At 38.6% G+C, this 24,600-nt stretch carries 24 protein-coding genes and 1 tRNA gene; 11 read left to right on the top strand and 14 right to left on the bottom strand.

Annotation, left to right across the window (positions count from 1 at the left end; translation table 11 throughout):
- Positions 1–213 precede the first annotated feature (213 nt).
- Positions 214–1,158: an AEC family transporter gene (locus ACPF7B_RS00920; protein ID WP_490505765.1), complete on the bottom strand. Its 945-nt coding sequence runs from the start codon at positions 1,156–1,158 to the stop codon at positions 214–216.
- Between the two features lie 14 nt (positions 1,159–1,172).
- A complete protein-coding gene (locus tag ACPF7B_RS00925; RefSeq protein ID WP_490505766.1) occupies positions 1,173–1,739 on the bottom strand; it encodes a hypothetical protein in 567 nt (188 codons plus the stop codon).
- A gap of 218 nt (positions 1,740–1,957) precedes the next feature.
- On the opposite strand from ACPF7B_RS00925, the gene dcuC reads away from it, so the two are divergent.
- Together dcuC and ACPF7B_RS00935 are read left to right on the top strand one after the other, a co-directional pair.
- Complete coding sequence (gene dcuC, locus ACPF7B_RS00930) at positions 1,958–3,346, top strand: C4-dicarboxylate transporter DcuC (protein WP_490505767.1); 1,389 nt, start codon at positions 1,958–1,960, stop codon at positions 3,344–3,346.
- 260 nt (positions 3,347–3,606) lie between these two features.
- Positions 3,607–4,626, top strand: a complete 1,020-nt coding sequence (locus ACPF7B_RS00935) for an MBL fold metallo-hydrolase (RefSeq protein WP_490505768.1) — start codon at positions 3,607–3,609, stop codon at positions 4,624–4,626.
- 72 nt (positions 4,627–4,698) lie between these two features.
- Here the strand turns inward: ACPF7B_RS00935 and ACPF7B_RS00940 are convergent, their stop codons facing one another.
- Positions 4,699–5,793: an adenosine deaminase family protein gene (locus ACPF7B_RS00940; RefSeq protein ID WP_490505769.1), complete on the bottom strand. Its 1,095-nt coding sequence runs from the start codon at positions 5,791–5,793 to the stop codon at positions 4,699–4,701.
- A 36-nt stretch (positions 5,794–5,829) separates the two neighbouring features.
- Positions 5,830–6,150: a Dabb family protein gene (locus tag ACPF7B_RS00945; RefSeq protein ID WP_490505770.1), complete on the bottom strand. Its 321-nt coding sequence runs from the start codon at positions 6,148–6,150 to the stop codon at positions 5,830–5,832.
- Positions 6,151–6,424: 274 nt separating this feature from the next.
- On the opposite strand from ACPF7B_RS00945, the gene ACPF7B_RS00950 reads away from it, so the two are divergent.
- Together ACPF7B_RS00950 and ACPF7B_RS00955 are read left to right on the top strand one after the other, a co-directional pair.
- Positions 6,425–6,790, top strand: coding sequence for a YgiW/YdeI family stress tolerance OB fold protein (locus ACPF7B_RS00950; protein ID WP_490505771.1), 366 nt, complete (start codon positions 6,425–6,427; stop codon positions 6,788–6,790).
- 240 nt (positions 6,791–7,030) lie between these two features.
- Entirely contained in the window at positions 7,031–7,486 is a 456-nt protein-coding gene (locus ACPF7B_RS00955; RefSeq protein ID WP_490505772.1) for a hypothetical protein, read from the top strand.
- Positions 7,487–7,585: 99 nt separating this feature from the next.
- On the opposite strand, the gene ACPF7B_RS00960 is transcribed toward ACPF7B_RS00955, so the two are convergent.
- From ACPF7B_RS00960 to cadB, 3 genes are all read right to left on the bottom strand, one after another.
- Positions 7,586–9,037 carry a basic amino acid/polyamine antiporter gene (locus tag ACPF7B_RS00960; protein WP_490505773.1) on the bottom strand — a complete coding sequence of 484 codons (1,452 nt, stop codon included), beginning with the start codon at positions 9,035–9,037 and terminating at the stop codon, positions 7,586–7,588.
- A 133-nt stretch (positions 9,038–9,170) separates the two neighbouring features.
- The gene (gene cadA / locus ACPF7B_RS00965; RefSeq protein ID WP_490505774.1) at positions 9,171–11,306 is read right to left on the bottom strand and encodes a lysine decarboxylase; all 2,136 of its coding nucleotides are present in this window, start codon (positions 11,304–11,306) and stop codon (positions 9,171–9,173) included.
- Between the two features lie 47 nt (positions 11,307–11,353).
- Entirely contained in the window at positions 11,354–12,673 is a 1,320-nt protein-coding gene (cadB, locus tag ACPF7B_RS00970) for a cadaverine/lysine antiporter (protein WP_490505775.1), read from the bottom strand.
- 324 nt (positions 12,674–12,997) lie between these two features.
- On the opposite strand from cadB, the gene ACPF7B_RS00975 reads away from it, so the two are divergent.
- Complete coding sequence (locus tag ACPF7B_RS00975) at positions 12,998–13,864, top strand: YicC/YloC family endoribonuclease (RefSeq protein ID WP_490505776.1); 867 nt, start codon at positions 12,998–13,000, stop codon at positions 13,862–13,864.
- A 106-nt stretch (positions 13,865–13,970) separates the two neighbouring features.
- Positions 13,971–14,047, top strand: a tRNA-Arg gene (locus ACPF7B_RS00980).
- Positions 14,048–14,256: 209 nt separating this feature from the next.
- Here the strand turns inward: ACPF7B_RS00980 and rimO are convergent.
- From rimO to ACPF7B_RS01015, 7 genes are all read right to left on the bottom strand, one after another.
- Positions 14,257–15,570, bottom strand: a complete 1,314-nt coding sequence (gene rimO / locus ACPF7B_RS00985; RefSeq protein ID WP_490505777.1) for a 30S ribosomal protein S12 methylthiotransferase RimO — start codon at positions 15,568–15,570, stop codon at positions 14,257–14,259.
- 120 nt (positions 15,571–15,690) lie between these two features.
- A complete protein-coding gene (gene dnaQ, locus ACPF7B_RS00990) occupies positions 15,691–16,386 on the bottom strand; it encodes a DNA polymerase III subunit epsilon (protein ID WP_490505778.1) in 696 nt (231 codons plus the stop codon).
- A 2-nt stretch (positions 16,387–16,388) separates the two neighbouring features.
- Positions 16,389–16,859: a ribonuclease HI gene (rnhA, locus tag ACPF7B_RS00995; protein WP_490505779.1), complete on the bottom strand. Its 471-nt coding sequence runs from the start codon at positions 16,857–16,859 to the stop codon at positions 16,389–16,391.
- Positions 16,859–17,653: a thymidylate synthase gene (gene thyA, locus ACPF7B_RS01000; RefSeq protein ID WP_490505780.1), complete on the bottom strand. Its 795-nt coding sequence runs from the start codon at positions 17,651–17,653 to the stop codon at positions 16,859–16,861. Before thyA ends, rnhA begins: the two co-directional genes overlap by 1 nt.
- Positions 17,650–18,471 carry a prolipoprotein diacylglyceryl transferase gene (lgt, locus tag ACPF7B_RS01005; protein ID WP_490505781.1) on the bottom strand — a complete coding sequence of 274 codons (822 nt, stop codon included), beginning with the start codon at positions 18,469–18,471 and terminating at the stop codon, positions 17,650–17,652. Before lgt ends, thyA begins: the two co-directional genes overlap by 4 nt.
- A 71-nt stretch (positions 18,472–18,542) precedes the next feature.
- Entirely contained in the window at positions 18,543–19,226 is a 684-nt protein-coding gene (locus ACPF7B_RS01010) for a thiol:disulfide interchange protein DsbA/DsbL (protein WP_490505782.1), read from the bottom strand.
- 106 nt (positions 19,227–19,332) lie between these two features.
- Positions 19,333–19,974 carry a c-type cytochrome gene (locus tag ACPF7B_RS01015; protein ID WP_490505783.1) on the bottom strand — a complete coding sequence of 214 codons (642 nt, stop codon included), beginning with the start codon at positions 19,972–19,974 and terminating at the stop codon, positions 19,333–19,335.
- Positions 19,975–20,289: 315 nt separating this feature from the next.
- On the opposite strand from ACPF7B_RS01015, the gene thrS reads away from it, so the two are divergent.
- From thrS to pheS, 5 genes are all read left to right on the top strand, one after another.
- Complete coding sequence (gene thrS / locus ACPF7B_RS01020) at positions 20,290–22,209, top strand: threonine--tRNA ligase (protein WP_490505784.1); 1,920 nt, start codon at positions 20,290–20,292, stop codon at positions 22,207–22,209.
- An 85-nt stretch (positions 22,210–22,294) separates the two neighbouring features.
- Positions 22,295–22,831, top strand: a complete 537-nt coding sequence (gene infC / locus ACPF7B_RS01025) for a translation initiation factor IF-3 (RefSeq protein ID WP_490506476.1) — start codon at positions 22,295–22,297, stop codon at positions 22,829–22,831.
- A 43-nt stretch (positions 22,832–22,874) separates the two neighbouring features.
- The gene (gene rpmI / locus ACPF7B_RS01030) at positions 22,875–23,072 is read left to right on the top strand and encodes a 50S ribosomal protein L35 (protein WP_109189729.1); all 198 of its coding nucleotides are present in this window, start codon (positions 22,875–22,877) and stop codon (positions 23,070–23,072) included.
- Between the two features lie 23 nt (positions 23,073–23,095).
- Complete coding sequence (rplT, locus tag ACPF7B_RS01035) at positions 23,096–23,452, top strand: 50S ribosomal protein L20 (protein ID WP_026879638.1); 357 nt, start codon at positions 23,096–23,098, stop codon at positions 23,450–23,452.
- 114 nt (positions 23,453–23,566) lie between these two features.
- Positions 23,567–24,580: a phenylalanine--tRNA ligase subunit alpha gene (gene pheS / locus ACPF7B_RS01040; protein ID WP_490505785.1), complete on the top strand. Its 1,014-nt coding sequence runs from the start codon at positions 23,567–23,569 to the stop codon at positions 24,578–24,580.
- Positions 24,581–24,600 lie beyond the last annotated feature (20 nt).

Raw genomic sequence — 24,600 nt, forward strand, 5'->3', positions numbered from 1 at the left:
TTCTTACCTCACTTTAATCGGTGAACAAGCATAATTAATAATACTGATTCTTTCACCAGAGGCAGATGGTAGACGTTTGCTTATTTCATTTCGTGCGTATCTTTAAATTCTTAAAGTTTAAAATAAATATCGAGATATAGTTCTCTATTTCAAAAGCATTAATATTGTACGGGTCTATGTTGTTGAGTATGCATACTTTATACAAGATAGTTATCAGAGTAGTACTACAATTAAGGGTGTTGTAATCGCTGATAGAATTGTTGTAAGAATAATGCCTGAGGCAGTTGCATCCTCTATTACTCTAAACTTTAGTGCCATGAGATAGACATTCATGCCTGTTGCAATTGAACCTAATATCACAATAGCTTTGGTTTCAAAAGCTGGCAAATCCATCATAATCGCCATAACCCAAATCAAAAAAGGATGTAGCACGAGTTTAAATAAAGTGATATTAAAACTGACCTTCAAATTCGTACCAAATTGATATTTCGCAAGCCCCATGCCTAAAACAAGTAACGAGAGTGGTGCAACCATATTTGAGAACATAGTGATGGTTGTATCAATAAAATGAGGAATAGGAAGATTTGTAAAACTAACCATCATTCCTAATATTATTCCTATTACAATGGGGTTACGGAATACTCCTTTGAGTGTTGATAAGATTCCTTGAATTGAGAAAGAACCATGTTCTGACCATTCAATGGCAAATGAGACAAGACTCCAAAGAAGAAGGGCATTAAAGCTAATAATAAGTGCTGAGACTGCTATTGCAGATTTACCCATAAATAACATAATGATCGGAATGCCGATCATGACATTATTGGAAAATATCCCTCCAACTCCAAATACAGCACCTTCTTGAGGCGTTAATTTCAGAAACCAATGGGCATATAACTTTGCGATAAAAAAGAGGATAAATGACCCTCCAAAGTAAGCAATAATTAGGCGAGGATCCATTTTTGGTTGATCGTGGAACTTGCTCATTACACCAAATAACATAATAGGAATTGCAAGATTAAATAAGAACCGCGTGAGCCCTTCAGTAAAACTTACCGGCCAGTGAAAGCGGCGGACTAATATGTATCCCATTGCGATTAAGATAAAAAAGGGCAGCAATTGGTAAAGTTGCTGCATAAAGTTATGTAAGAATGGGATCATATTATACTCATTAATTAATAAGTGCCGCGTTGATCAATATTGATAGTGATCGTTCCGGATGCTGGAACAATAATTTCTTTAGCAAAAGCGCCCCCATCAATGAGGTTATATCCGTCTACCTCAGATATAATACTTGTGCCGATATAGTATTTACCTTTAGGTACGTTCGTAAATTTAAACTCACCGACATAATTACAGGTTGTCACCTTTGTATATTCCTTAAATCGAGGATCTTCTGGTGTAAATTTTATACGGCGTAATGTAGCATCACTAGCAAATCCTTCCTGTGAACCACCAAATAGATAAGTATACATTTCAGCTGAATAAGGAGTAACAGGTACTAAATAGACATTATTGCCGGCACAGCTAATATATTCTCCATAGGGGTTGCTAATGTGTGCGTTACCGATAATATTGGCTTTACCATTTTGGAGAATATACTGCGCTTTTTCAGGGTCAAAATTAACAGTGAGGGGAACAACCTCCGTTGTTGACTGTTTAAATTGAGCGATATCTTCTTTAAGTGTGCTACAACTTGTAAGCGTAATAGCACTAATTATGGCAATTGTTAATGACTTCAAGGGAAAACTCCTTATCATATTAAGAGGGAACGTTATTTCATTAGAACAAAAAGATATTTTTAGTCAATAGTGGAGAAGCAAGCATCTTTACTATCGTTAATATAACTGATAGATCTGTAAATTTATTTTAACTTTAGAGTGTTTTTCTTACAAAAGAATTACAGATCATCGTACAATACAATTTCATATTATTCCTGTCTTATGAGCTACTTCAAATTATGTTAGAAATTATTATCAGCATTCTCTTCTTGATTGCGGTGGGCTATTTTGTTGCTAAAAATTATGATGCCAAAATTGTTCTCTTCCTTGCCGCTTTTCTTCTTCTCTTTATCTCCGTCTTTTTAGGGCATACGATTGAGACAACAACGCCGACAGGATCTATCTGGCTCGATCCTTTTGCAAAAGCGACTGATCTCTTTAAGATGCAGATGGGCATTGTAGGGCTCACCATTATGATGCTTTTCGGTTTTGCTGCCTATATGAATCATATCGGCGCTAATGATGCGATGGTTGCCGTCTTATCAAAACCGATTCAAAAAATTCGTTCCGTCTATATTTTAGTGCCGGTGGTTTTTCTGTTAGGGAATGCACTGCAAATGGTGCTTCCAAGTGCCGCCGGACTTGCCATTTTATTGATGGCAACACTCTATCCGGCGTTAAGAACCGCTGGGATGTCTCCTTTAACTGCCGGCGCCGTAATTGCCACAACAGCAACAATTACGCCGACACCGCTCGGTTCTGATAATGTGGTTGTCGCGCAACATCTTGGAATCTCTTCTCTTGACTATGTTCTAAAGTATCATGCAAAAGTCTCTATTCCGGCACTTCTGATTATGGCGGTAGCCCATCTCTTCTGGCAGCGTCACCTCGATCGCCGCGCCGGAACCGTGCATGTACCTTATCAACCAGAGCATAGTGAAGCGGAAAAATTGGCGAAATTAAAACCGGCACCTTTATGGTATGCCATTTTCCCCATTGTGCCGATTTTGCTCCTTCTTCTCTTCAATCTTGCCTTTATCAACCCTGAAACGGGAAAGCCACTCTTAAAGATGGGGCTTCCAGAAATTACACTGATCTCTATCTTAATTCCTTTACTCATTGAATTGATCCGTAAAAGAAGCTTTCAAAAATCGATCAAAGATTTTAACCTTTTCTTTGAAGGGATGGGGCAAGGTTTCTTTCAAGTCGTTTCGCTGATTATCGCCGCAGGACTCTTTGTGGAGAGTTTAAAAGCGATCGGTATTATTACAACTTTAACCAATAGCCTTAATGATGTTGAAGGTGCTGGCCCGATTTTGATGTTCTTCTTCTCAGGAATGGCCGCATTAATCGGCTTCTTAAGTGGTAGTGGTATTGCCGTATTTCACTCCTTTATCAAGATTATTCCAGAGATTACCACACAGATGGATGTCAATACCGTTATGGTTGCATTACCGATGCAATTGACCGCAAATCTTATTCGCTCAGCATCACCTGTTGCCGCAGTGATTATTATTGTCGCCTCAGTCTTAAAGGTAAATCCGCTTGTTATTGTAAAACGGACCTCCGTACCGGTCTTTGTGGGAATCTTTACCTGCTTGGCACTCTCTTACTACTTCTATGGATAGAAGGTGTAGAATCATGCCTTTTATCTCCTTTATATCATTTATGCTTGTTATGATAAAATAGAGAATGTTCATTATATGATCGGCAGCTTCAGAGCATCTAGAGAGATCTTTAGATGCTCTTTTTGATTCGACCATTGCTCAATAAAAAAACGATCAAGCCTGATAGAATCGAACCTGAAAATCCTAGCCTGACGCAATATATAGAATCTTGCTGAGTTATAAATCGCTTCATTCAAAATGCTTCATCGTGGGAGGTGGAGATGTCAAAAAAACCGCTCTTTAAAAAGCGTATCAATCCTTATTACAATCCTGAGAAAGCTCATCATCGCCCCTATGGCTTTGAAAATATTCCACCAACCAAGGTTGATTGGAGAGATCTTCTACGATGGATGCAAGAACGCCGGCAAAAAAAATTACCTAAAGCTCCCTCTACGGGATATGAGAATTTTATTAAAAAGAATATGGTTCCGCTCCACTTTCCCGAAAAAGAGACATCGGCATTGATCTGGTTAGGCCACTCTTCGATCTATATCTCAACACCTGAAGTATCGATTGTAACCGATCCAATCTTCTCTCACCGTGCTTCGCCGCTCTCTTTCCTTGGTCCTCTTCGAAAAACGCCGGCAATCTCCGTCATTGAATCGATGCCACGATTAGATCTTATTCTGATCTCCCATAATCACTATGATCACCTCGATGAAAGAACGATTCTAGAACTCTATCAGAAATTCCCTGAAATTCTTGTGATCGTTCCCTTAGGGCTAAAACCATGGTTTTTAAAGCGGGGAATTGAACGAGTCGTTGAGCTCGATTGGTGGGATAGTGAGAAGCTCTCTACTTCGCAATCTCCTTTAGAGATCACTGCGGTTCCGGCGCAACATTGGAGTAAGCGAGGATTTTTAGATCGTAATGCCTCTTTATGGTGTGGTTATATTATTCAATTAGGGGGAAAGACGCTCTATTTTGCCGGTGATACAGGTTTTACCCCTCTTCTCCAAGAGATCGGGGAACGCTTCTCTATCGATATTGGCTTCATACCGATCGGGGCTTATGAGCCACGTTGGTTTATGGCGCCGCAACATATTAGTCCCAAGGAAGCGGTCGAAATTCATCAAATGTTAAACATTCAACAATCGATCGGCATCCATTGGGGCGTCTTTGAGTTAACAGATGAAGCGCTCGATGAGCCACCTCGTTATCTGAAACAATCACTTCAAGAAGCAAATTGTCAGGAGTCTGAATTTATTACATTGGCAATCAATGAATCTCGTCCATTTTAGGACTTTAGGACTTTAGGACTTTAGGACTTTAGGACTTTAGAGATTCTTCTCTCTGAAATTTACCTCTCTTTCCTATTTCAATTGGTAAGGAGTGTGAAATTCAGGATCAAATGTTGGCTCTTCAGTGAGCGCTGAGCGTAACTGATCAAACTCCGCAAGCCACTCTTGACGCCACTTCTCTTTCACCGATTCGGGTTGCCATGCGGCATTGATACCATTTTCAATACATTGGCGCACGCCATCGAGATCAAAACCGAAATTTTCAATCATCACCTGGTAACATTTCTGTCCATCAGTATTGTGCATATGCCAATCATCCGTTGCCGGGATAATCACCATACCTGCTTTCGCCATCTGCCGAATAGGGTGCTTCATCTGCCACTCTTCTAGATTAGGCCACTTTTTTAAGAAAAAAGTATTACTCGGCACAACGGTAAAGGGAATACGCTCATCAACACAGCGCTGCATCAGTTCGGGATTCTCAACAACCGTATAGCCATGATCGATACGCTCAAGCCCAATCAGATCGAGCCCCGTCTCCACATTTCGCCAATGAAGCCCAAACTCTGAGCAGTGTCCCGTTAAGCGAAAGTTATTCTCTTTTGCAAGACGATATGCTTTCCAGAACTTCTCAATCGGGGCATTGTCTTCTCGATAATCGATACCGATCCCTAAGACCCGAGGATGAGGATAGGCGATCATCCATTCAACCATCTCCACCGCCTCTTCAGGACTCTTCTCACGATTAATGGAGGGAATTAGATAGGCACTGATATTCCACTTTGCTTCTGCTTCCTCAAAAACTGCCGCTAAAGTATCCGTTACAACTTGATAAGGAAGCTCAGTATCATTGGGATTCCAGAAGAATTCAACATAACGAATGCCACTATTTTTAGCATCCTCTAAGATCTCATAAGCAACGCGTGCATAATCTTCCGGCTCGCGCAGTAGCGGATAGAGAAAATTGAGCGCCGCTATTCCTCCTTTCATTACCTCATTTTCATGCGCATAAGCGCGATAATAGGATTTTGCTTCTTTCTCCGTCAACGGAACACCATATTTATGGGCAAGATCGAGCATCGTTTCTAAACGAACACCACCTAATAGATGGTAGTGCAACTCTGCTTTAGGGATTTCTTTTAAAAATTGAGAGAGCGTTAAAGACATAAGATATTGTTCCGTAATAGATTAAAATAGAGACTCTTATAGTAGAGTCGTGTCATAATCAAAAGCTAGAAAAGAATCGGATCCTTCTGGATCGAGCATTGTACGTAATTCATTGCCAAGAGTAACATGAGCGGGATGAATAAGATAAGCGTCACGCTCTTCAGCACTACTAAATTCCATATGAAATGCATAATCAAAGCCTTTATATCGTTCTTGTGCGCCATTGTATCGACCGTAATTATACGATTTCATGGTAGGAAGAATCGTTTGTAAAGCGCCTATTTTTTGAAAAATAGCTTCTATATCGCTTTTAGTCACAGTTTTTTTAAACCGAATAAGAACAATATGTTTAATCATTGATAAAACCTTTTAATAAAATGATGTTTATAGACATGAATTCTAAGGGTAATCAAAAAATATTGCGTAAGGAAGTATTTTTTAGGAAATATAGAATCCTTTAAAATAAAGGGGAAGTATGATGATTTTTTTTAGAAAAGAATGCGATAAAAAATAAATATTATTTTTTACTTAAAAATTTCAGTAACTTAAGATTTTCTTAAGATTTAAATGTTTAAATATGATCATGGAAAGAGAGAAATCCATTTAATCAAACATTTGTATTGGAGGTTTTATGAAACGTAAGGGTATTTTACTTGTAGCATTAACATTGACTGCATCTGTTGCTTCGGCACAGTTTTCAGGGCCAACTGCACAGGGTGTAACAACTAATCCAAGCGGTATCACAAGCGTCAAAGAGGCTCAAGATTTACATGATGATACAAAGGTCACAATGGAAGGTAATATTATTCAATCAATGGGGCATGAGAAGTATCTATTTAGAGATGCTACTGGTGAAATTACGATTGAAATTGATGATGATGATTGGTACGGCTTAAAAGTAACTCCTGAAGATACTGTGATTATTAAAGGTGAAGTAGATCGTCATACCTTTAAGCCGACAGATATTGATGTTGACTATATTATTTTAAAAAAGTAGGTCAGGATTATTGAACAATTAGTCAATTGATAGATGCATGAAACCGTGATAGATCTTAGTGAGAGTATCACTCGGTATCTTGTGGAAAGATCCTTTAGTGAGCCCTAAAGGATCTTTTTTATCGTATCGACAAAGAAAAGATTAACTTTTTAGAACTAAAATGTGTTATTTTTGTTAATTAACTATAAATATAGTATATTAAACAGATAATTAACAAATTCCACTAAGAGTTATAAATTTATGAAAAAACTATTAAGTATTTTATGTATTCCTCTTTTAATAGCAGGTTGTGCGTCAACGCAACGAATTACTCCAATGCCCGAGAAAAACTATGAAGAAGCATCGTTACTCGAAGCGGGTCTTATTGGTTGTTATAGTAAAGGTTATCTTACTGATGATACTGTACAAAGTGCATTAGCAGATCTAGCTGCTCAAGTTAACTCATGGAGCGTAGATCGTGCGAAGTTAGGAATTTCACAAATTTCAGCTCGTCAATTTATGGAGTCTCGTATTACTCCAGAAAATTGTCAATCATTTATTCAATATGCACCACGAGTCATTGCAAGCATTGGTAGTTATCAAGTTGTGAATGCTAATGGTTCTGTACCTACGGCCACAGTATCTTCGATGACAGGGGAAGTTATTACTCTTAATTGTCATGTTTCAGAGTCGGGGCAAGTTGTTAATTGTCAATAAGAATTGATTATTAAAATAGTAGAAAGGTCATCCGTTGATGACCTTTTTTTGTTGTAATTTTACTGTATTTATCAATACTATTTTTTTAGCTCAATAGTTTTAATAAAGATAAAACCAAAGTGCAATGAGATCTAGAAGAATTAATATACCTAAATAGACCCATTCCTTTGGTGAAAAAATAATATCTACGCCATCATCTTTTTTGCGAACCCATATGTATAAAGGAATCCCGGCAGTAAGGAATAATGGCGCTAAAATGGCATATTTTATACCGCTAGCATAGATCATAAAAATACAGAAAATAGCGCCTATGACTCCTGTGATAATCGCCAGTCCTCGACCTTTTTGGTCATATTGGGTATATTCACCAGTAATGCCTATTTTTATTAAGTAGGCAGCTGAAGCAAAATATGCTGGCAATACAGTCACAGCAGAAATCGACAACATTGTAATCCACGCATTATTCGCAAAATAGACAAAAATGAGCGTCAATTGCATGATTAAGCTACTGATCCAAAGAGCAACAGACGCAGCCCCCTTATTATTGAGAGTGGTAAATATCTTTGGAAAGGTTTCATTTTTAGCGGCTATCATCGGAATCTCTGCACAGATCATTGTCCATGCAAGCCAACTGGATAAGATTGAAACTAAAACACCTATATTAATAAAAATTTCTGCCCAATCACCCGACACCTGTTGCAGTACACCAGCAGTAGAAGGTGTAGGAATAGCACTTAATTCATGTTGATTCATGACTCCAAACGGAATTACAGAGATAATAACGCAAATTCCTAAAGAGATTAGAAAACCAATAAAGGTCGCTCGACTGACATCTTTTTTATTTTTTGCGCGTCCAGAGAGCGCCACAGCACTTTCAACACCGATAAAACACCATAATGCTACATCGAGTGGTGCAATCACTTGCTTATAAACGGGGCCTAAGTCATTTTTCATCTCTGAAGCATTATGTCCCCAAAAATCATGAAAAAGCTGTGTACTATTGAGAAAGTAGAGCACGATAATAATAAAGACACATAGAGGAACAAGTTTTGCGATAGTACCGATAAAATTTAAGAAGCCTGCCACTTTGGTGCCTGAGAGGACTAAGAAATTAAATCCCCAAATAAGGATTGATGCACCAATGATTGAAGCGACGTTATTACCACCTTTAAAATCGCCGGGGATAAAATAATTGAGCACATCCATAATCATAATGGCAAATGCAACGTTACTGAACATCGTCATTAACCAATAACCCCAAGCAACGAGAAAGGCGATAAATTTTCCAAACCCTTCCTGAGCATACATATAAATACCTGATTGCAGATCAGGACGAATATTGGCAAGTACCATAAATGTTCGAGCAATAAAAAACATCCCAAAGCCTGCAACCGCCCACGCAATAATGACTGGGCCGACAGCTGAATTAGCGGCCATATTTTGAGGTAAACCATCCACGCCACTACCGATCATTGAACTGACAACAATGGCTATTAATGCCATTAAACCAAGTTTTTCGGCATTTTTATCACCGGTATTTGATTTTTTCATAATGACCTTTTTAATGATTGAATTTTTATAAGCAAATAGTTACGAAAATACGTCTTATCATAAAAATATAATAAGACGTACCTTTTTTGTGCTGAATTTAACTGCAATTGGTTAAATTGCAGTTAATATATGGTTAGTCTTGAAGTACGCGAACAACATACTCGCCATCATCATTCTGATAAACTCCATGAATATCCGTTTCAAAACCAGGATAATGTGAACCAATATCACAAAGCATTTCGAGGAATTCGAGAATGGGTAATGTTTCTTTTGTGACTTTTTCACCTGGCATAATTAATGGAACGCCGGGTGGATAAGGGAGAATCATATTGGCACTGACTTTATCGAGCATATCAGAAAGTTTGCACTCAATGGCTCTACCACGAAGTTCAGTTTGATAAGCTTTATGCGGTGTCATTTCCATTTCTGGAAGGCTATCAAATGCGTTATACATTAACTCCGGTAAACGATGTTGAACCATTAATTTATGAATTCCTTGAGCAAGTTCTTGCAATCGAATATTTGCATAGAACTCAGGATCAACAGCATATAAGCTCGGCATTGCATCTTTGACTTTAAGATTATTATCATAGGCGTGTTTAAATTTCATCAACGCACGAAGAAGTGTCATCGCCTTGATCTCGTCAATTCCCATGCTAAAGAGGAAGAGAAGGGAGTAAGGGCCTGTTTTTTCAACGATAATCCCATGCTCATCTAAAAATTGAGCAACGATTGATGCAGGAATTCCTTTCTCATCAAGGTTTCCGTGTGCATCCATTCCCGGCGTTGTAATCGTCACTTTAATAGGATCTAAGAAGAGGAAATTTTCATCGACTTCGTTAAAGCCGTGCCATTTGTCTTCGGCATTTAATGACCAACATTCAATTGTATCGATGTTTTCAGGTTGCCAAACATTGAAGAACCAGTCATCAGCTTCACGATTTAAACGAGCCACTTCTTTACGGAAATCAATGGCGCGTTCGATCGCTTGTTGCATAAGATTACGGCCAGCTTTACCACGCATCATTGCCGCAGAGATTTCACAAGATGCCACAACACTGTAAAGCGGTGATGTTGTGGTATGCATCATATAGCCTTCATTAAAGGTGCGCTCATTAATTTCTCCTTTTACGTGTACCATTGATGCTTGAGAGAATGCTGCTAAGAGTTTATGCGTAGATTGCGTTTCATAGATTACTTTGCCTTCAACACGATCACCACCCATTCCAGATTTTCCATCATAAATAGGATGAAAGTTTGTATAAGGAACCCATGCCGAATCAAAATGGATAGAGTTTACTGGGAGATTTTTCTTAATATAGTTTGTATCGTAGAAAAGCCCATCATATGTGGAGTTGGTGATAATCGCATGAACCGGCACAGAGCCATTTTTACGCTCTTTAACGATCTGCTCAATATGCGTTTTTTCAAATTCTTTTTTTGGAATGCCCCCTAAAATACCATAAGCATTGCGCGTTGGTTTGAGATAAACCGGCGTGACATTAGTCATCATCATTAAATGCGTAATAGACTTATGGCAGTTACGGTCAACAACGATGGTGCTTCCTTCAGGGCATGCATACATCCCGACAACTTTATTTGCTGTCGATGTTCCGTTAGTGATAATAAAGCTTCGATCAGCACCAAAAGTTTCAGCAATGTACTCTTCGGCATCTTTATGAGGACCCGAGTGATCAAGTAGGGAGCCTAATTCACCAATTGAGATAGAGATATCTGATTTAAAGGTATTTTCCCCATAAAAATCATAGAAAAGTGATCCAACAGGGCTTTGCTCAAAAGCAGTTCCACCCATATGACCTGGTGTGCAGAATGTATATTTTTCTTCACTCACATACTTAAATAACGCTTTGGTGAATGGAGGCAAGATTTGGCTTATATACTCATCAATACGAAGATGGATGCGTTCAGCTGTATCTGGAACATTATTCAATACATAATCATAGAAATGGATATTACTATCGAGATCTGCAACTTTCAGATCCAATGCAGTTTTATCATTTATAAATGCAAAAAGTGGCAATTTATCATTGATATCAGCGAGTTTTTGACAAAGTGATAGGTCATTATTATCCCAATCAAAGATTACCCCATTAATACGTGGATTTTTTTGTAAGAGATTCGTTAAGTCATCAGCGCTATCGGAGATCAGTAGCTCATATCCGAAATGTGCTAAATTATCTTCAAGATCAGCAAATACTGTGCATTTGAAATCTTCACGAACATCATTCAACATTGCGATTTTATACATATAAAACTCCTTATACTCAAATTGAGAAACGGATAGATTGAACTGAGTTATTGCTGTACAGCAGACTCAGTGGGATTTTTATGACCCAGTTTTTTGGCATAAAACATTAAGATAATTAAGCTGACGATAAAGGTTCCAGAAAGCTGCATCGAAGTAGAGCCTAAGAGTGCGATAAAGCAGAAGACAGATCCGAAAATTGCAGCGGTAAGACTTAAGATTCGTTTAGCACTCATACCTTCTACACGAATAAGATTTAAACAGGAGTAGAAGTAAGGAAGCATTGTTAAAAGTACAGCGATATTGATAAGATCTTTAAATATGGTGGATGCGCGTCCTGATTCTGCATTTGCGAGCGTTACTAAAATTAGCAAAACTGACATCTGAATTGCAGCAAAAATAAGTCCTTTGCGTGGAATACCATTTTTATCCATCTCACCATAAGCTTTCGGGAAGTTACCATCATGTGCTGCTCGGGCACCGGCTTGTCCAACGAGCATCATCCAAGAACCTAAAGAAGTTAAACAGGCGATAACAGTAAAGATAGAAACAATCGGGCTCGCCCATTCTCCAACCATTGTCGAAGCTGTTTTAGAGAAAGGAGCCCCCGATGCTGCCATCTCTGCTGCAGGATACATTCCAGAGATAACTTGTGTTGCCGCAATATAGACAATACCCGCTAAAAAGGCACCAATCATCGTCGCGGCGGGGATTGTTTTCTTAGGATCTTTAACTAAACCTGAATTTACTGATGCTGACTCAATGCCCACGAATGCCCACAAGCAGAGCAATGTACTACTTACGACCGCTTTATAGTCGGTATCATGAGAGACATTCCAATTATTAACGTAGGTTGTTTTATCAAACCAAAACCATCCAAATATGGCTGTACCAATAACAGGAATAAGAATAAGAATGAGCCCAAAAGTTGTTAATCGGCTAATCCATTTTCCACCTAAAAGATTAATGAATGTAAAGAGCCATATAAGCCCAAGAGAGAGTATTCCTGCCGGAACCGCATGGTTCAAAATGGGATAAAAAACAGAGAGATATGATACCGCAGTTGTGGTAATTGCAAGGTTTCCAATCCAGTTTGCATGATAATAGAGTGCGCCAGTTTGAAATCCTAATGCCGGGCTGACTTCATTTGCATAAGCAATTGGACCTCCTTCTTCGGGATCCTTGGTGGCAAGTTTAGCAAATACATACGCTAGCGAGAGAGCCCCAACGAGCGCTACAAGCCATCCTGTAATAGCGATGGATCCAATACTTGCAAGGTTTGCAGGAAGGAGTGCTATCCCACTTCCCATCATATTTCCTGCGACAATTCCGATACAGGCAATTAAGCCAATTTTTTTAGTATTATCCATAAAATCACCCAGAACTATATAATCAGATTAATAAAAATTATTCGTTAATCGAACAATCCCTCAAATCGATTATATACTCATTAAAAATAAATTTTACTTATATTTACATATATTTATAAATAAAATGATTTATCTCTAATGAATAAATATTTTAAATTTTGTGGCTGAATAATTAGCAAAATTGCTTGTTAATGCCAGAAAACAACTTATCAACGAACGAAAATAGTTATTTCCTTGTATAATACGACTAAGAGTTTTTATGTGGGGAACTGCATGAATAATGGCAATATCAATATTCAGTATGGACAGAGAAAGAGGAAAAATATGTTGCGTTCAATGACGGGATTTGCCCGAGAAGTTACTGCTACTGAGATTGGTCAATTAAGTTTAGAGATTCGCAGTGTGAATCATCGTTATCTTGATGCAACCTTTAAAATGCCTGATCTTTTACGAGCATTGGAGCCTGAATTACGCGAAAAACTACAAATATCCGTTTCACGTGGAAAAATAGAAGTTGGTATTCGAATTGATTTTGATGAAGCAGAGTCATCTCATTTGCGCTTTAATGAAGAAACAGCAAAAGAACTGATAGAGATTCATCGAAAAGCGAATGCTTTACTAGGAAAAGATGATGCGCTTCGAGCTACGGATTTAATGAAATTTCCTGGCGTTATGAAGAGTGCATCTTTAGATGCAGATTCGATTAAATTACCACTTTTTAATCTTTTTAATGCTGCTTTAAAAGTATTTGTAGAGAATCGTGATCGAGAAGGTGCGCGTCTTCAGACAATGATTGAAGAGCGGTTAACACAAATGGTAGAGCTCGTTGAAGCAGCGAAAGTACAGCGTCCAATAGCTATTGAAAAAATTGAAGCACGACTGCGTGCTCGCTTGGAAGGATTAGATATTGAACATGATCCTCAACGTTTCGAGCAGGAACTTATCTATGTCACTCAAAAACTAGATATCGATGAAGAGATCGATCGTTTAACTGCTCATATTGCCGAAATGCGCGATGTGTTTAAGCGTAAAGAGCCGGTAGGCCGTCGCTTAGATTTTCTTACGCAAGAGTTAAACCGTGAAGCAAACACGCTAAGTTCAAAATCTCAAGACGTGGTTTTAACGCAAATTGGTGTTGATTTAAAAGTGCTCATTGAACAGATTCGTGAACAAATTCAAAATATTGAATAATCGCTAAAATTAATAATAGATTATTTATTGTAGGAAAGATATGCAGTTACCTACGTGGCTTTTTCTTTCATACAAAAATATTGATGGTATAATGAGGCACTTTCAAGCGCCTATAGCTCAGTTGGATAGAGTGTTGGTTTCCGAAACCAAAGGTCAGAGGTTCAATTCCTCTTAGGCGCGCCAAATACAAAATAGCCCTGTATAGCAAAAGCTCTTAAAGCATAGTTATACAGGGCTTTTTAGTGCCTTTTCATCGCCTTGATAATAGATATGAATAGCGGAGAATAGTAGTAAGTAGTAAAAAATGGTAGTAACTTTAGTAGTAAGACTACTAAATTATAGAGATTTTACTACTAAAGAAATTAATATATTCTCTATCGAATTCAAATTCGTTAAAGCGCAACACCATATAAATCGTAAGTATCCGCGTCATCAATTTCTACTTGGATAATAGAGCCAATCATTTCTGGTGTCGCATTATCCACATAGACTAAACCATCGATTTCTGGCGCATCAGCTTTTGTACGGCCAATAGCAATCCCTTCCTCAAAATCAAAATCATCGATTAAAACATCTAGAGTTTTACCAATTTTTGCTTGTAGCTTCTCGGCTGAAATCTCTGCTTGCAGCGTCATAAAACGATTGAGTCGTTCCTCCTGAATGTCTAATGGAATGGCCTTAGCAATTTCATTAGCAGCCGCTCCCTCAACGGGAGAGTAGATAAATGCGCCAACGCGATCAAGACGTGCTTCTTGAATAAAGTCGAGAAGTTCTTGGAATTCTTCTTCTGTTTCACCGGGGAAGCCTACAATAAATGTTGAACGAATTGTTATTTCTGGACAGATTTCACGCCATTTTTGAATTCGTTTAAGCATATTTTCACTATTTGCCGGACGCTTCATCGCTTTCAAAATTCGCGGTGAAGCATGCTGCATAGGGACATCAAGATAAGGAAGAATTTTTCCTTCAGCCATCAATGGTACTAAGTGATCTACATGTGGATAAGGATAGATATAGTGTAGACGAACCCAAACGTCTAATTTAGCTAATTCTTCACAAAGATTTTGAATATGGCTTCGTACGGGCTTTCCATCCCAAAATCCTGTTTGGTATTTAATGTCAACACCGTAAGCACTTGTATCTTGAGCAACCACTAATAGTTCTTTTACACCGGCGCCGACCAGTTTTTTCGCTTGAGAAAGAACATCTCCTACGGGATATGACTGGTGTTTTCCACGCATTGAAGGAATAATACAAAATGTGCAACTATGATTACAGCCTTCTGAAATTTTAAGGTATGCAAAATGGCGCGGTGTGAGCTTAATACCACCTTGTGGCACTAAGTCCATAAATGGATCATGCGGTTTGGGAAGATGTGTATGTACGGCTGACATCACTTCTTGGAAAGCATGCGGTCCGGTAACACTTAATACATTGGGATAATGAGAGAGAATTTTATCCGCATCTGCTCCTAAACAACCTGTGACGATAACTTTGCCATTTTCATCAAGAGCTTCTCCAATGGCATCTAAACTCTCTTGAACTGCTGAGTCTATAAACCCACAAGTATTGACGACAACAAGATCCGCCTCATCATATTGCGGTACAATTTCATAACCTTCTGTGCGAAGTTGGGTTAAAATATATTCAGAATCTACCAGTGCTTTTGGGCAACCAAGCGAGACAAAACCGATTTTAGATGTCATTCAAATACCTTTGTAAAGCGTTAAATCTCAACTTTTAATTTATTAAGTTTTAACGAAAATTCGTGATCAATAAGTTCGTTATTTTAGCGTAAAAGTATGCTATTAGATGTATAAAATGTTTTAAGAACGTTTTAAAACCTCTTTTAAAAACTGCTCATGAGCGGCTATTTCAGTCTCATTGGCGTAACAAACTCGATGTTTTGTTTGATGACTTATTACGGATTTTTTCGAAATAACTTCATTATGAGTATCTTTGGAACGCTGTTTTTGAGGTGCTTGAAATGCATCAAATAATGACTCCTGTCCACCTGTCATATTGAGGTAGACTTGGGCTAATAATTCGGAGTCAAGCAGAGCTCCATGGAGTTCACGACCAGAGTTATCGACTCCTAAACGCCGGCAAAGTGCATCAAGCGTGTTACGCTGAGAAGGATACATTTCTCGCGCCATTTTTAAAGTATCGATCACTGAAGAGCGTTCTGTAACAGCGGGTAATCCCATTCGTGTGAGTTCGAAGTTTAAGAATGGAATATCAAAGCCCGCGTTGTGAATGATTAGCTCAGCACCATCAACATAATCAAGAAAACTCTGCCCAATTTCAGCAAATAATGGTTGATCTTTGAGGAAGTCATCTCCTAGGCCATGTACATTGAATGCTTCAATTGGCATAGAGCGTTCGGGGTTAATATAAACGTGATAATCATTATCGGTAATTTCACGATCTATTATTTCAATACAACCAATCTCAACAATACGATCCCCTTTGTTGAAATCAAAACCGGTTGTTTCGGTATCTAAAACAATTTGTCTGCTCATATCTATCTGTTACTCACAATATTATTTTTAATAGCGTTCGTCGCCAGTTGGTCCACAATTTCATTCTCTTCATGGCCGGCATGACCTTTTACCCAACACCAATCAATGGAAAGGTGGCGTTCACGCTCGGCAAGTAATAGTCGCCAAAGATCTTGGTTTAAAACGGGTTTGTTATTTGCTGTCTTCCAATCTCGACGAATCCAGCCATCAATCCATTGTGTAACGCCTTGTTGCACATAGCGTGAATCCGTAGTTAATATCACATCGCAAGGACGAGTTAAGGTTTGGAGTGCTTTAATCGCTGCTGTTAATTCCATGCGATTATTTGTCGTTTCTGCTTCAAAGCCTGAAAGTTCTTTGCGTTTCCCATTATAGATGAGTAAGACACCCCAACCACCGGGACCAGGATTACCACTACAAGCACCATCAGTATATGCATATACCACATTTTCTAAAACGTTTCGTTTTGTCATTAAACTGCTACAACCGCCTTTATCGCCGGATGAGATTCATAATTTTCGATTTCAAAATCTTCAAATTTAAAATCGAAAATAGATCGAGGATTATTATGAATCACTAATTTAGGTAAGGGAAGAGGCTTACGAGTTAGTTGCAGATCTGCTTGTTCAAGATGATTTGCATAAAGGTGGCAATCTCCACCTGTCCAGATAAAGTCCTTGACTCTGAGATCGCAAACATGCGCGATCATATGTGTTAAGAGTGCATAGCTCGCAATGTTAAAGGGAACGCCTAAAAAGATATCTGCCGAGCGTTGATATAACTGACACGAAATCTCACCATTGCAGATATAGAATTGGAATAGTAGATGGCAAGGTGGTAATGCCATTTTATCAAGCTCACCCACATTCCATGCACTAACAATTAGGCGTCGAGAATCAGGTGTTTTTTTGATATTTTTAATGAGCTCTGAAATTTGATCAACAACGGTTCCATCACTCTTTGGCCATGAACGCCATTGAGCTCCATATACTGGTCCAAGGTTGCCATTTTCATCAGCCCATTCATTCCATATACGAACGCCATTGTCTTGGAGATAAGCAATATTGGTATCGCCTTTTAGAAACCAGAGCAGTTCGTAAATAATCGAGCGAATATGCAGTTTTTTAGTCGTGACTAACGGGAAGCCCTCTTGCAAGTTAAAGCGCATTTGATGGCCGAAAATTGAATAAGTACCTGTGCCGGTACGATCTTCTTTAAAGTTCCCTTCGGTACGAACTTTTTTCATTAAATTGAGATATTCTTTCATTGTGCTTTCCTACGATATGCAAAAAGAAGGATCACTAGACCAATAATGATCATTGGAATACATAATATCATCCCTTGGGTTAACCAACCGCTGGCAATATAACCAAGATGTGCATCAGGTTCGCGGAAAAATTCTACAAAGAAACGGAATGTGCCATATCCAAAGAGGAATAAGCCGGAAGTTGCTGCACGAGGTCTAGGTTTTATTGTATAGATCCATAGGATGCAAAAAAGTAATAAACCTTCTGTCAATGCTTCATAAAGCTGTGATGGATGACGATAGATATAATCAATTGTTGTTGGCGCATTTTGAAATACAAACCCCCATGTTTGATCGGTAAATTTCCCCCAAAGCTCTCCATTAATAAAGTTCCCTAAGCGGCCGAAGAAAAGGCCAAGTGGGATTAGTGGTGCAATAAAATCGGTAAATTCCCAGAATGTTTTATTATAGCGTTTAGCAACGAAGTAACTTGCAACAAGTACTCCGATCAAACCACCGTGGAAGCTCATACCGGCCCATTCAATGCTTGAGCCTGTCCAGCCGATAATCGCCGCAGGATTTTGAATAAAATTTCCAAAATCGTAAAAGAGCGTATAACCAATGCGCCCGCCGAGTACAGCTCCTAAGAAGAGGTAGAATGCCATATCAGCAACCTGGGTAGGTGTCCATCCAGAATTTGGTTTTTTAGCACGATAAGAGCCAAGAAGAACAGCAAGTCCGAGCGCAATAAGATACATTAACGCATACCAACGAAGTGCAACAGGCCCAATGGAGAAGATCACAGGATCAATTTGTGGTGCAAAATATAGTGATGACATAAAGCCCTCAAAAAAGATATAAAAAAGGGCTAGAAATAGCCCTTTGGATAATCGTAAAAGGAGTAGTAATTTTACTGCTCTTGTGTAGTTTGTCCACCACTTTGTTGAGCACGCTCTTCTCTGACTAAGACCACAACATCATCGATATTTCTAATCAATTTTTCATAAGGGTTACCAGGTCCTGGTAATTTTGATGCAGAGTCAGCACTTAGTAGGTAGCGGCCATCAACGACAATTGCAGGTGTGAATGGAACGCGGTATTGATTTGCAATAAGATTTTCTGCACGGTTATACGCACTTGTTGCTGCAAATCCATTCCATGCTTTTAAGAATTTGTCTCGATCAATGCCTTGTTTTGCCATAAAATCAGCAATTTGCTCTTCATTGATAAAACGCTGACGGTCTTTATGGATTGCATCAAAAAATGCTTGGTGCCCTTTATCTAAAGCATTCATTGCCTCTAAAGTGTAGAAGGCTTTAGCATATAATGACCAAATTGCTTGTCCAGGTGCTGCTAAAGAAATCACCTCAACATCTGCAACATCTTTTTGAGATTCTTTCCAAGATGCAAAATATGGTTCAAATCGATTACAAGCGGGGCACGCGTAAGAGAAAATTTCAATAACTTCGATTTTGTTAGGGTCGTAGATCGGATCAACGTGCGGCTTTATCTCTTGATAGAGAGCTTGTGAGTTTGCTACGGTAAAGACTGTCAATATAGTGAGTGCAGCAGTTGATAATAATTTTTTAAACATAAAAGATCTCCTTATTTTTAGTGAATCCCATAAGTGCTATTTTATACGTTTTAAAAGAAAAAAGTGAGCCAATGCTCACTTTTAACTCTTTGAATAGTATACCAAATTATGGTTGTAACCCTTGGATGTATGACGATACAGCCTTAATTTCTTCTTCAGTCATACGTTGTGCAATATCACGCATAATTCTAGCAGGATCATTTTTACGTTCTTCAGTTTTAAAACGGTTTAATTGCTTTTCTGTGTAGTATGCATGTTGACCAGCTAGTGCAGGATAGTTCGCAGCCGCATTTCCTTGGCCAGTTGGGCTATGGCAAGCAGAGCATGCTGGGATATTTCGTTTGATATCACCTCCGCGATAGATCTGTTCTCCACGAATAGCGAGTTTTTCATCAGCAGTACCATAGCTTGGTTTCTGTTTTGAAAGGTAGAGTGCTACATCAGCAATATCTTGATCTGATAATTTATTTGCTTCTACGCTCATATCTTTGTCAAAACGAAGACCATTTTCTGGATCGTTATATGAACGTTTCATCTCGTAGAGTTGAGTACGAAGATATTTTTCATGTTGTCCTGCTTGTTTAGGATAGAGATCATTTGTACTTACTCCATCTTTACCATGACAAGATACACATGTTTCTGCAATCTTTTTACCAGACTCGTAGTTTGGTGTAATTTCAGTAGCGTTAACATTGGTTAACAACAAAGTAACACCCATTCCAATTAGAGCTTTATAGTTAAAACGCACAGCAGTCTACTCTCCTAAATTTTAATTTTGTACTATCGAATTTGTTGATGTGTCAGCAAGTTTGAAATACCTTATCTTCCTGATTTTATCCCCACAATCAACTCAACGCATCCTAAATATACTTTAAATATTGCACTATTCTATTCTATTTTAAAAAAAATATGTAGTAGAAGAATGAAAAGAAGTTTGCCTATGTCAACATTTACTAAGGTATTTTCATTTCTCACAGCGAATATTTTATGATATTGGCAGAAAAGATAGTCTATAATAAGCCGTTTAAGAGTTATTTTGTCGTTTTTAAGGAGTTAAAAGTCAATGCCCGTTATTACTTTGCCAGATGGCAGTAAAAGAGAGTATGAAGGTGCGGTTACAGGATTTGATATTGTAAATAGTATCGGACCTGGTTTAGCAAAAGCTGCGGTTGCAATTGTTGTCGATGGTGAAGAGAAAGATTTAAGCCATACGATTACACAAGATGTAGACTTTAAAGTTTTGACCGTTAAAGATGATGCGGGCCTTGATGTTGCAAGACACACTTTGGCGGCACAAGTATTGGCTAGAGCGGTAAAAGACCTCTATCCTGATGCAAAATTAGCAATTGGACCAACGATTGAAAATGGTTTTTATTACGACGTTGATTTTGTGGAACCGATCGATCCTGAGAAACTTCCTCAAATTGAAGCTCGCATGAAAGAAATTTTGAAGGAAGATCTTGAGGTCACCCGTGAGATGTGGCCACGCCAAAAAGCGATCGATTATTTCCTTGCAAAAGGAGAAATTTATAAAGCTGATATTATTGAAAGAGCACCGGAAGATCAGCAAGAGATTTCACTCTATCGTCAAGGTAACAATGGTGAAGATATCTTTATGGATCTTTGTCGTGGACCACATACACCAACGACGAACCGTGGTAAATTAGCTTTTACATTAACCAATGTTGCGGGTGCATATTGGCGCGGGGATTCTAATAACAAGATGCTTACTCGCATTTATGCTGTTGCTTTCCCCTCAGAGAAATTACTGAAAGAGCATTTAGAGCGTGTTGAAGAAGCTGAAAAGCGTGATCATCGACGTATTGGTAGGGCTCAAAATTTATTTCATCTGCAAGAAGAAGCGCCTGGAATGGTTTTTTGGCATCCAAAAGGTTGGACGATTTGGCAGGCAGTCGAACAATATATGCGTCGACGTCAAAAAGAAGAAGGCTATCAAGAGATTCGTACACCATTAGTAATGGATCGTACGCTTTGGGAGCGTTCAGGACATTGGGATAACTATAAAGAAAATATGTTTACGACATCATCAGAAAATCGTGATTATGCGATTAAACCGATGAATTGCCCATGTCATATTGAAGTATTTAATAATGGTTTACATTCATACCGCGATCTTCCGATGCGATTAGCTGAATTTGGCTCGTGTCACCGTAATGAGCCTTCAGGCGCGCTTCATGGCTTAATGCGTGTTCGTGGTTTTGTGCAAGATGACGCACATATCTTCTGTCGCGAAGATCAGGTAGTAGGGGAGGTTGAACGCTTCCACCGTTTTGCAATGAGTGTTTATGATCACTTTGGATTCATGGATGTGAGTGTGAAGCTATCGTTACGACCAGAACAACGAGCTGGAGAAGATCGTGTTTGGGATTTAGCAGAATCAGGACTTCGTTCTGCTTTAAGTAGTGCGGGTATTGAATGGGAAGAATTACCAGGTGAAGGAGCTTTCTATGGTCCAAAAGTGGAATATCATATTAAAGATGCAATCGGTCGTTCGTGGCAGGTCGGGACTATTCAATTGGACTTTGTTCTCCCAGAACGCTTAGATGCTGAATTTGTTGATGAAGATAATACTCGTAAGCGACCAGTAATGCTTCATCGTGCAATTTTAGGATCGTTTGAGCGCTTTATTGGAATTTTGATTGAGCACCATGCGGGCTCATTTCCTCTGTGGTTAGCTCCAGAACAAGTTTCAATCTTAACAATTACAGATCAACAAAATGAGTATGCTTGTGAGATCGAAAGAAAACTCAAAGCGCAAAATTTTCGTGTGAAGTTAGATCTCCGTAATGAAAAAATCGGATATAAAGTTCGTGAGGCGACTATTTCACGTATTCCCTACATTATTGTTTTAGGTCATCGAGAGATGGAAGAAGGAAAAGTAGCGGTACGAACTCGTGAAGGGAAAGACCTTGGTACGATGAAAATTGACGAATTTATCGAACTTCTTCAAAAAGAGTTGTAAAATAACGTATTGACAACTCAGTAATTAAAAATTTATATTTAAATTTAATATTTATGAATATAACGATTCACTAACTATAGGAGACATTACTATTAGTAATCAATATGAACACCGAATCAACGATAAAATTTCGGTGAAAGAAGTACGCCTTATTACAGCTGATGGAGAACAAAAAGGAATTGTTCCCCTTGATGAAGCGTTAGATTTAGCATACAATGACGGGCTTGATCTTGTTGAAGTATCTCCAACAGCTAGACCACCGGTTTGTCGTATTATGAATTACGGAAAATTCCGTTATGAACAACGCAAAAAGGCTGATGAGGCTAAAAAGAAACAGAAACAAATTCAAGTGAAAGAGATCAAATTCCGTCCTTCGACGGATGAGGGTGATTATCAGGTAAAACTACGCAACCTGATACGTTTCCTGAAAGATGGTGATAAGGGCAAAGTTACACTTCGTTTTAGAGGTCGTGAAATGGCTCACCAAGATCTCGGTATGGATCTACTTCTTCGTGTCGAGCAAGACTTGAAAGAGTATGGTGTCGTTGAACAGCGTCCAAAAATGGAAGGCCGTCAAATGACTATGGTACTCGCTCCTGTCAAAACTCAAGCTAAAGAGTAAGTAGACAATTTTATTAATATTATAGAAATGCGAGTGGATTAAAATGCCAAAATTAAAAACACATAGTGGTGCTAAAAAGCGTTTTCGTAAAAGCGCAAGTGGTAGCTTCAAACGTCAATGTGCGTTTCGTAGCCATATTCTTACTAAAAAAACAACTAAGCGTAAAAGACATCTTCGTGGGGAAGCTGTGATCTCTAAAGCAGATCATAAGCAAATCGCACAATTGTTACCACACGCATAAGTTATTATTAGGAGAATAGAAAAATGGCAAGAGTTAAACGCGGAACAACAACAAAAGCGCGTCACAAAAAGATCTTAAAAAAGGCGAAAGGTTATTACGGTGCGCGTTCGCGTTCTATCCGTACAGCAACCCAAGCAGTTTATAAAGCAGGTCAATATGCATATCGTGACCGTCGTCAACGCAAAAGAGACTTCCGTTCTCTTTGGATTGTTCGTATTAATGCTGCAGCGCGTGAGTTTGGTCTTTCTTATAGCCGTTTCATTAACGGTTTGAAAAAAGCAGAAATCCAAATTGACCGTAAAGTGCTAGCAGATATGGCTGTTCATGATATTAATGCATTTGGAGCATTAGCAGAACGTGCTAAATCAGCATTAGCATAAATCTCTCTTAATATACTTATACAAGTAATAAGAGCATAAGAATTAAAAAGGAAAAGCGGCAATCGATGCTCTTTTCCTTTTTTTATTGATAACAGATATGTAGGTAGATGAATTATGAGTCTAGAGACAATTCTTCAAGCTGCGTTAGAGGCCGTTTCTAAAGCAGATACTTTGCAAGCCATTGATGAAGTGCGTGTAACGTATTTCGGAAAAAAAGGGCAAATTAGTGGTTTAATGGCCGAACTCGGGAAGCTCGATCCAGATGCGCGTAAAGCACGAGGTGCAGAGATTAACGAGGTACGAAATCAAGTAATGTCAGCATTAGAGCAGAAAAAATCGTCTCTTGAAGCAGCTGAATTGAATCGTCAATTAATGACAGAAACCGTCGATATTACTCAACCAGGAAGAGAAACTGAAATTGGTGCCTTGCATCCCATTACACGTACAATGATGCGTATTCATCAGTTCTTTTCATCTGTTGGATTTGAGATTGTTGAAGGGCCAGAAATTGAGAGTGATTTCTATAACTTTGAAGCACTTAATATTCCAGAACACCATCCTGCAAGAGCAATGTTCGATACATTTTATTTTGATGAACATATGCTTCTTAGAACCCATACTTCCAATACTCAAATTCATGTCATGCAAGAGCAGCAGCCACCTATTCAAATGATTGGTTATGGTCGTGTATATCGTAGCGACTCAGATGTGACACATAGTCCAATGTTCCATCAAGTAGAAGGTTTAGTTGTGAATAAAAATGTCACCTTTGCAGATCTTAAAGGCATTTTGACAGAGTTTATGCAAAAGTTCTTTGAAAAAGATCTTAAGTTGCGATTCCGCCCCTCATTTTTCCCATTTACTGAGCCATCAGCAGAGGTGGATATTGAATGTGTTATTTGTAATGGTGATGGTTGTCGCGTCTGTAAAAACACAGGGTGGTTAGAAGTGTTAGGTTGTGGAATGGTGCATCCTAATGTTTTAAAATCCGTCAATATTGATCCAGAAAAATTTCAAGGCTATGCATTTGGTATGGGGGTTGAGCGTTTGGCAATGCTCCGGTATAGCGTGAATGATCTACGTTTATATTATGAAAATGATATGAATTTCTTGACACAATTTAGATAAACGACGGTTAGGTAAAGATA

This window comes from Ignatzschineria sp. 22MB058224, from assembly GCF_058188435.1.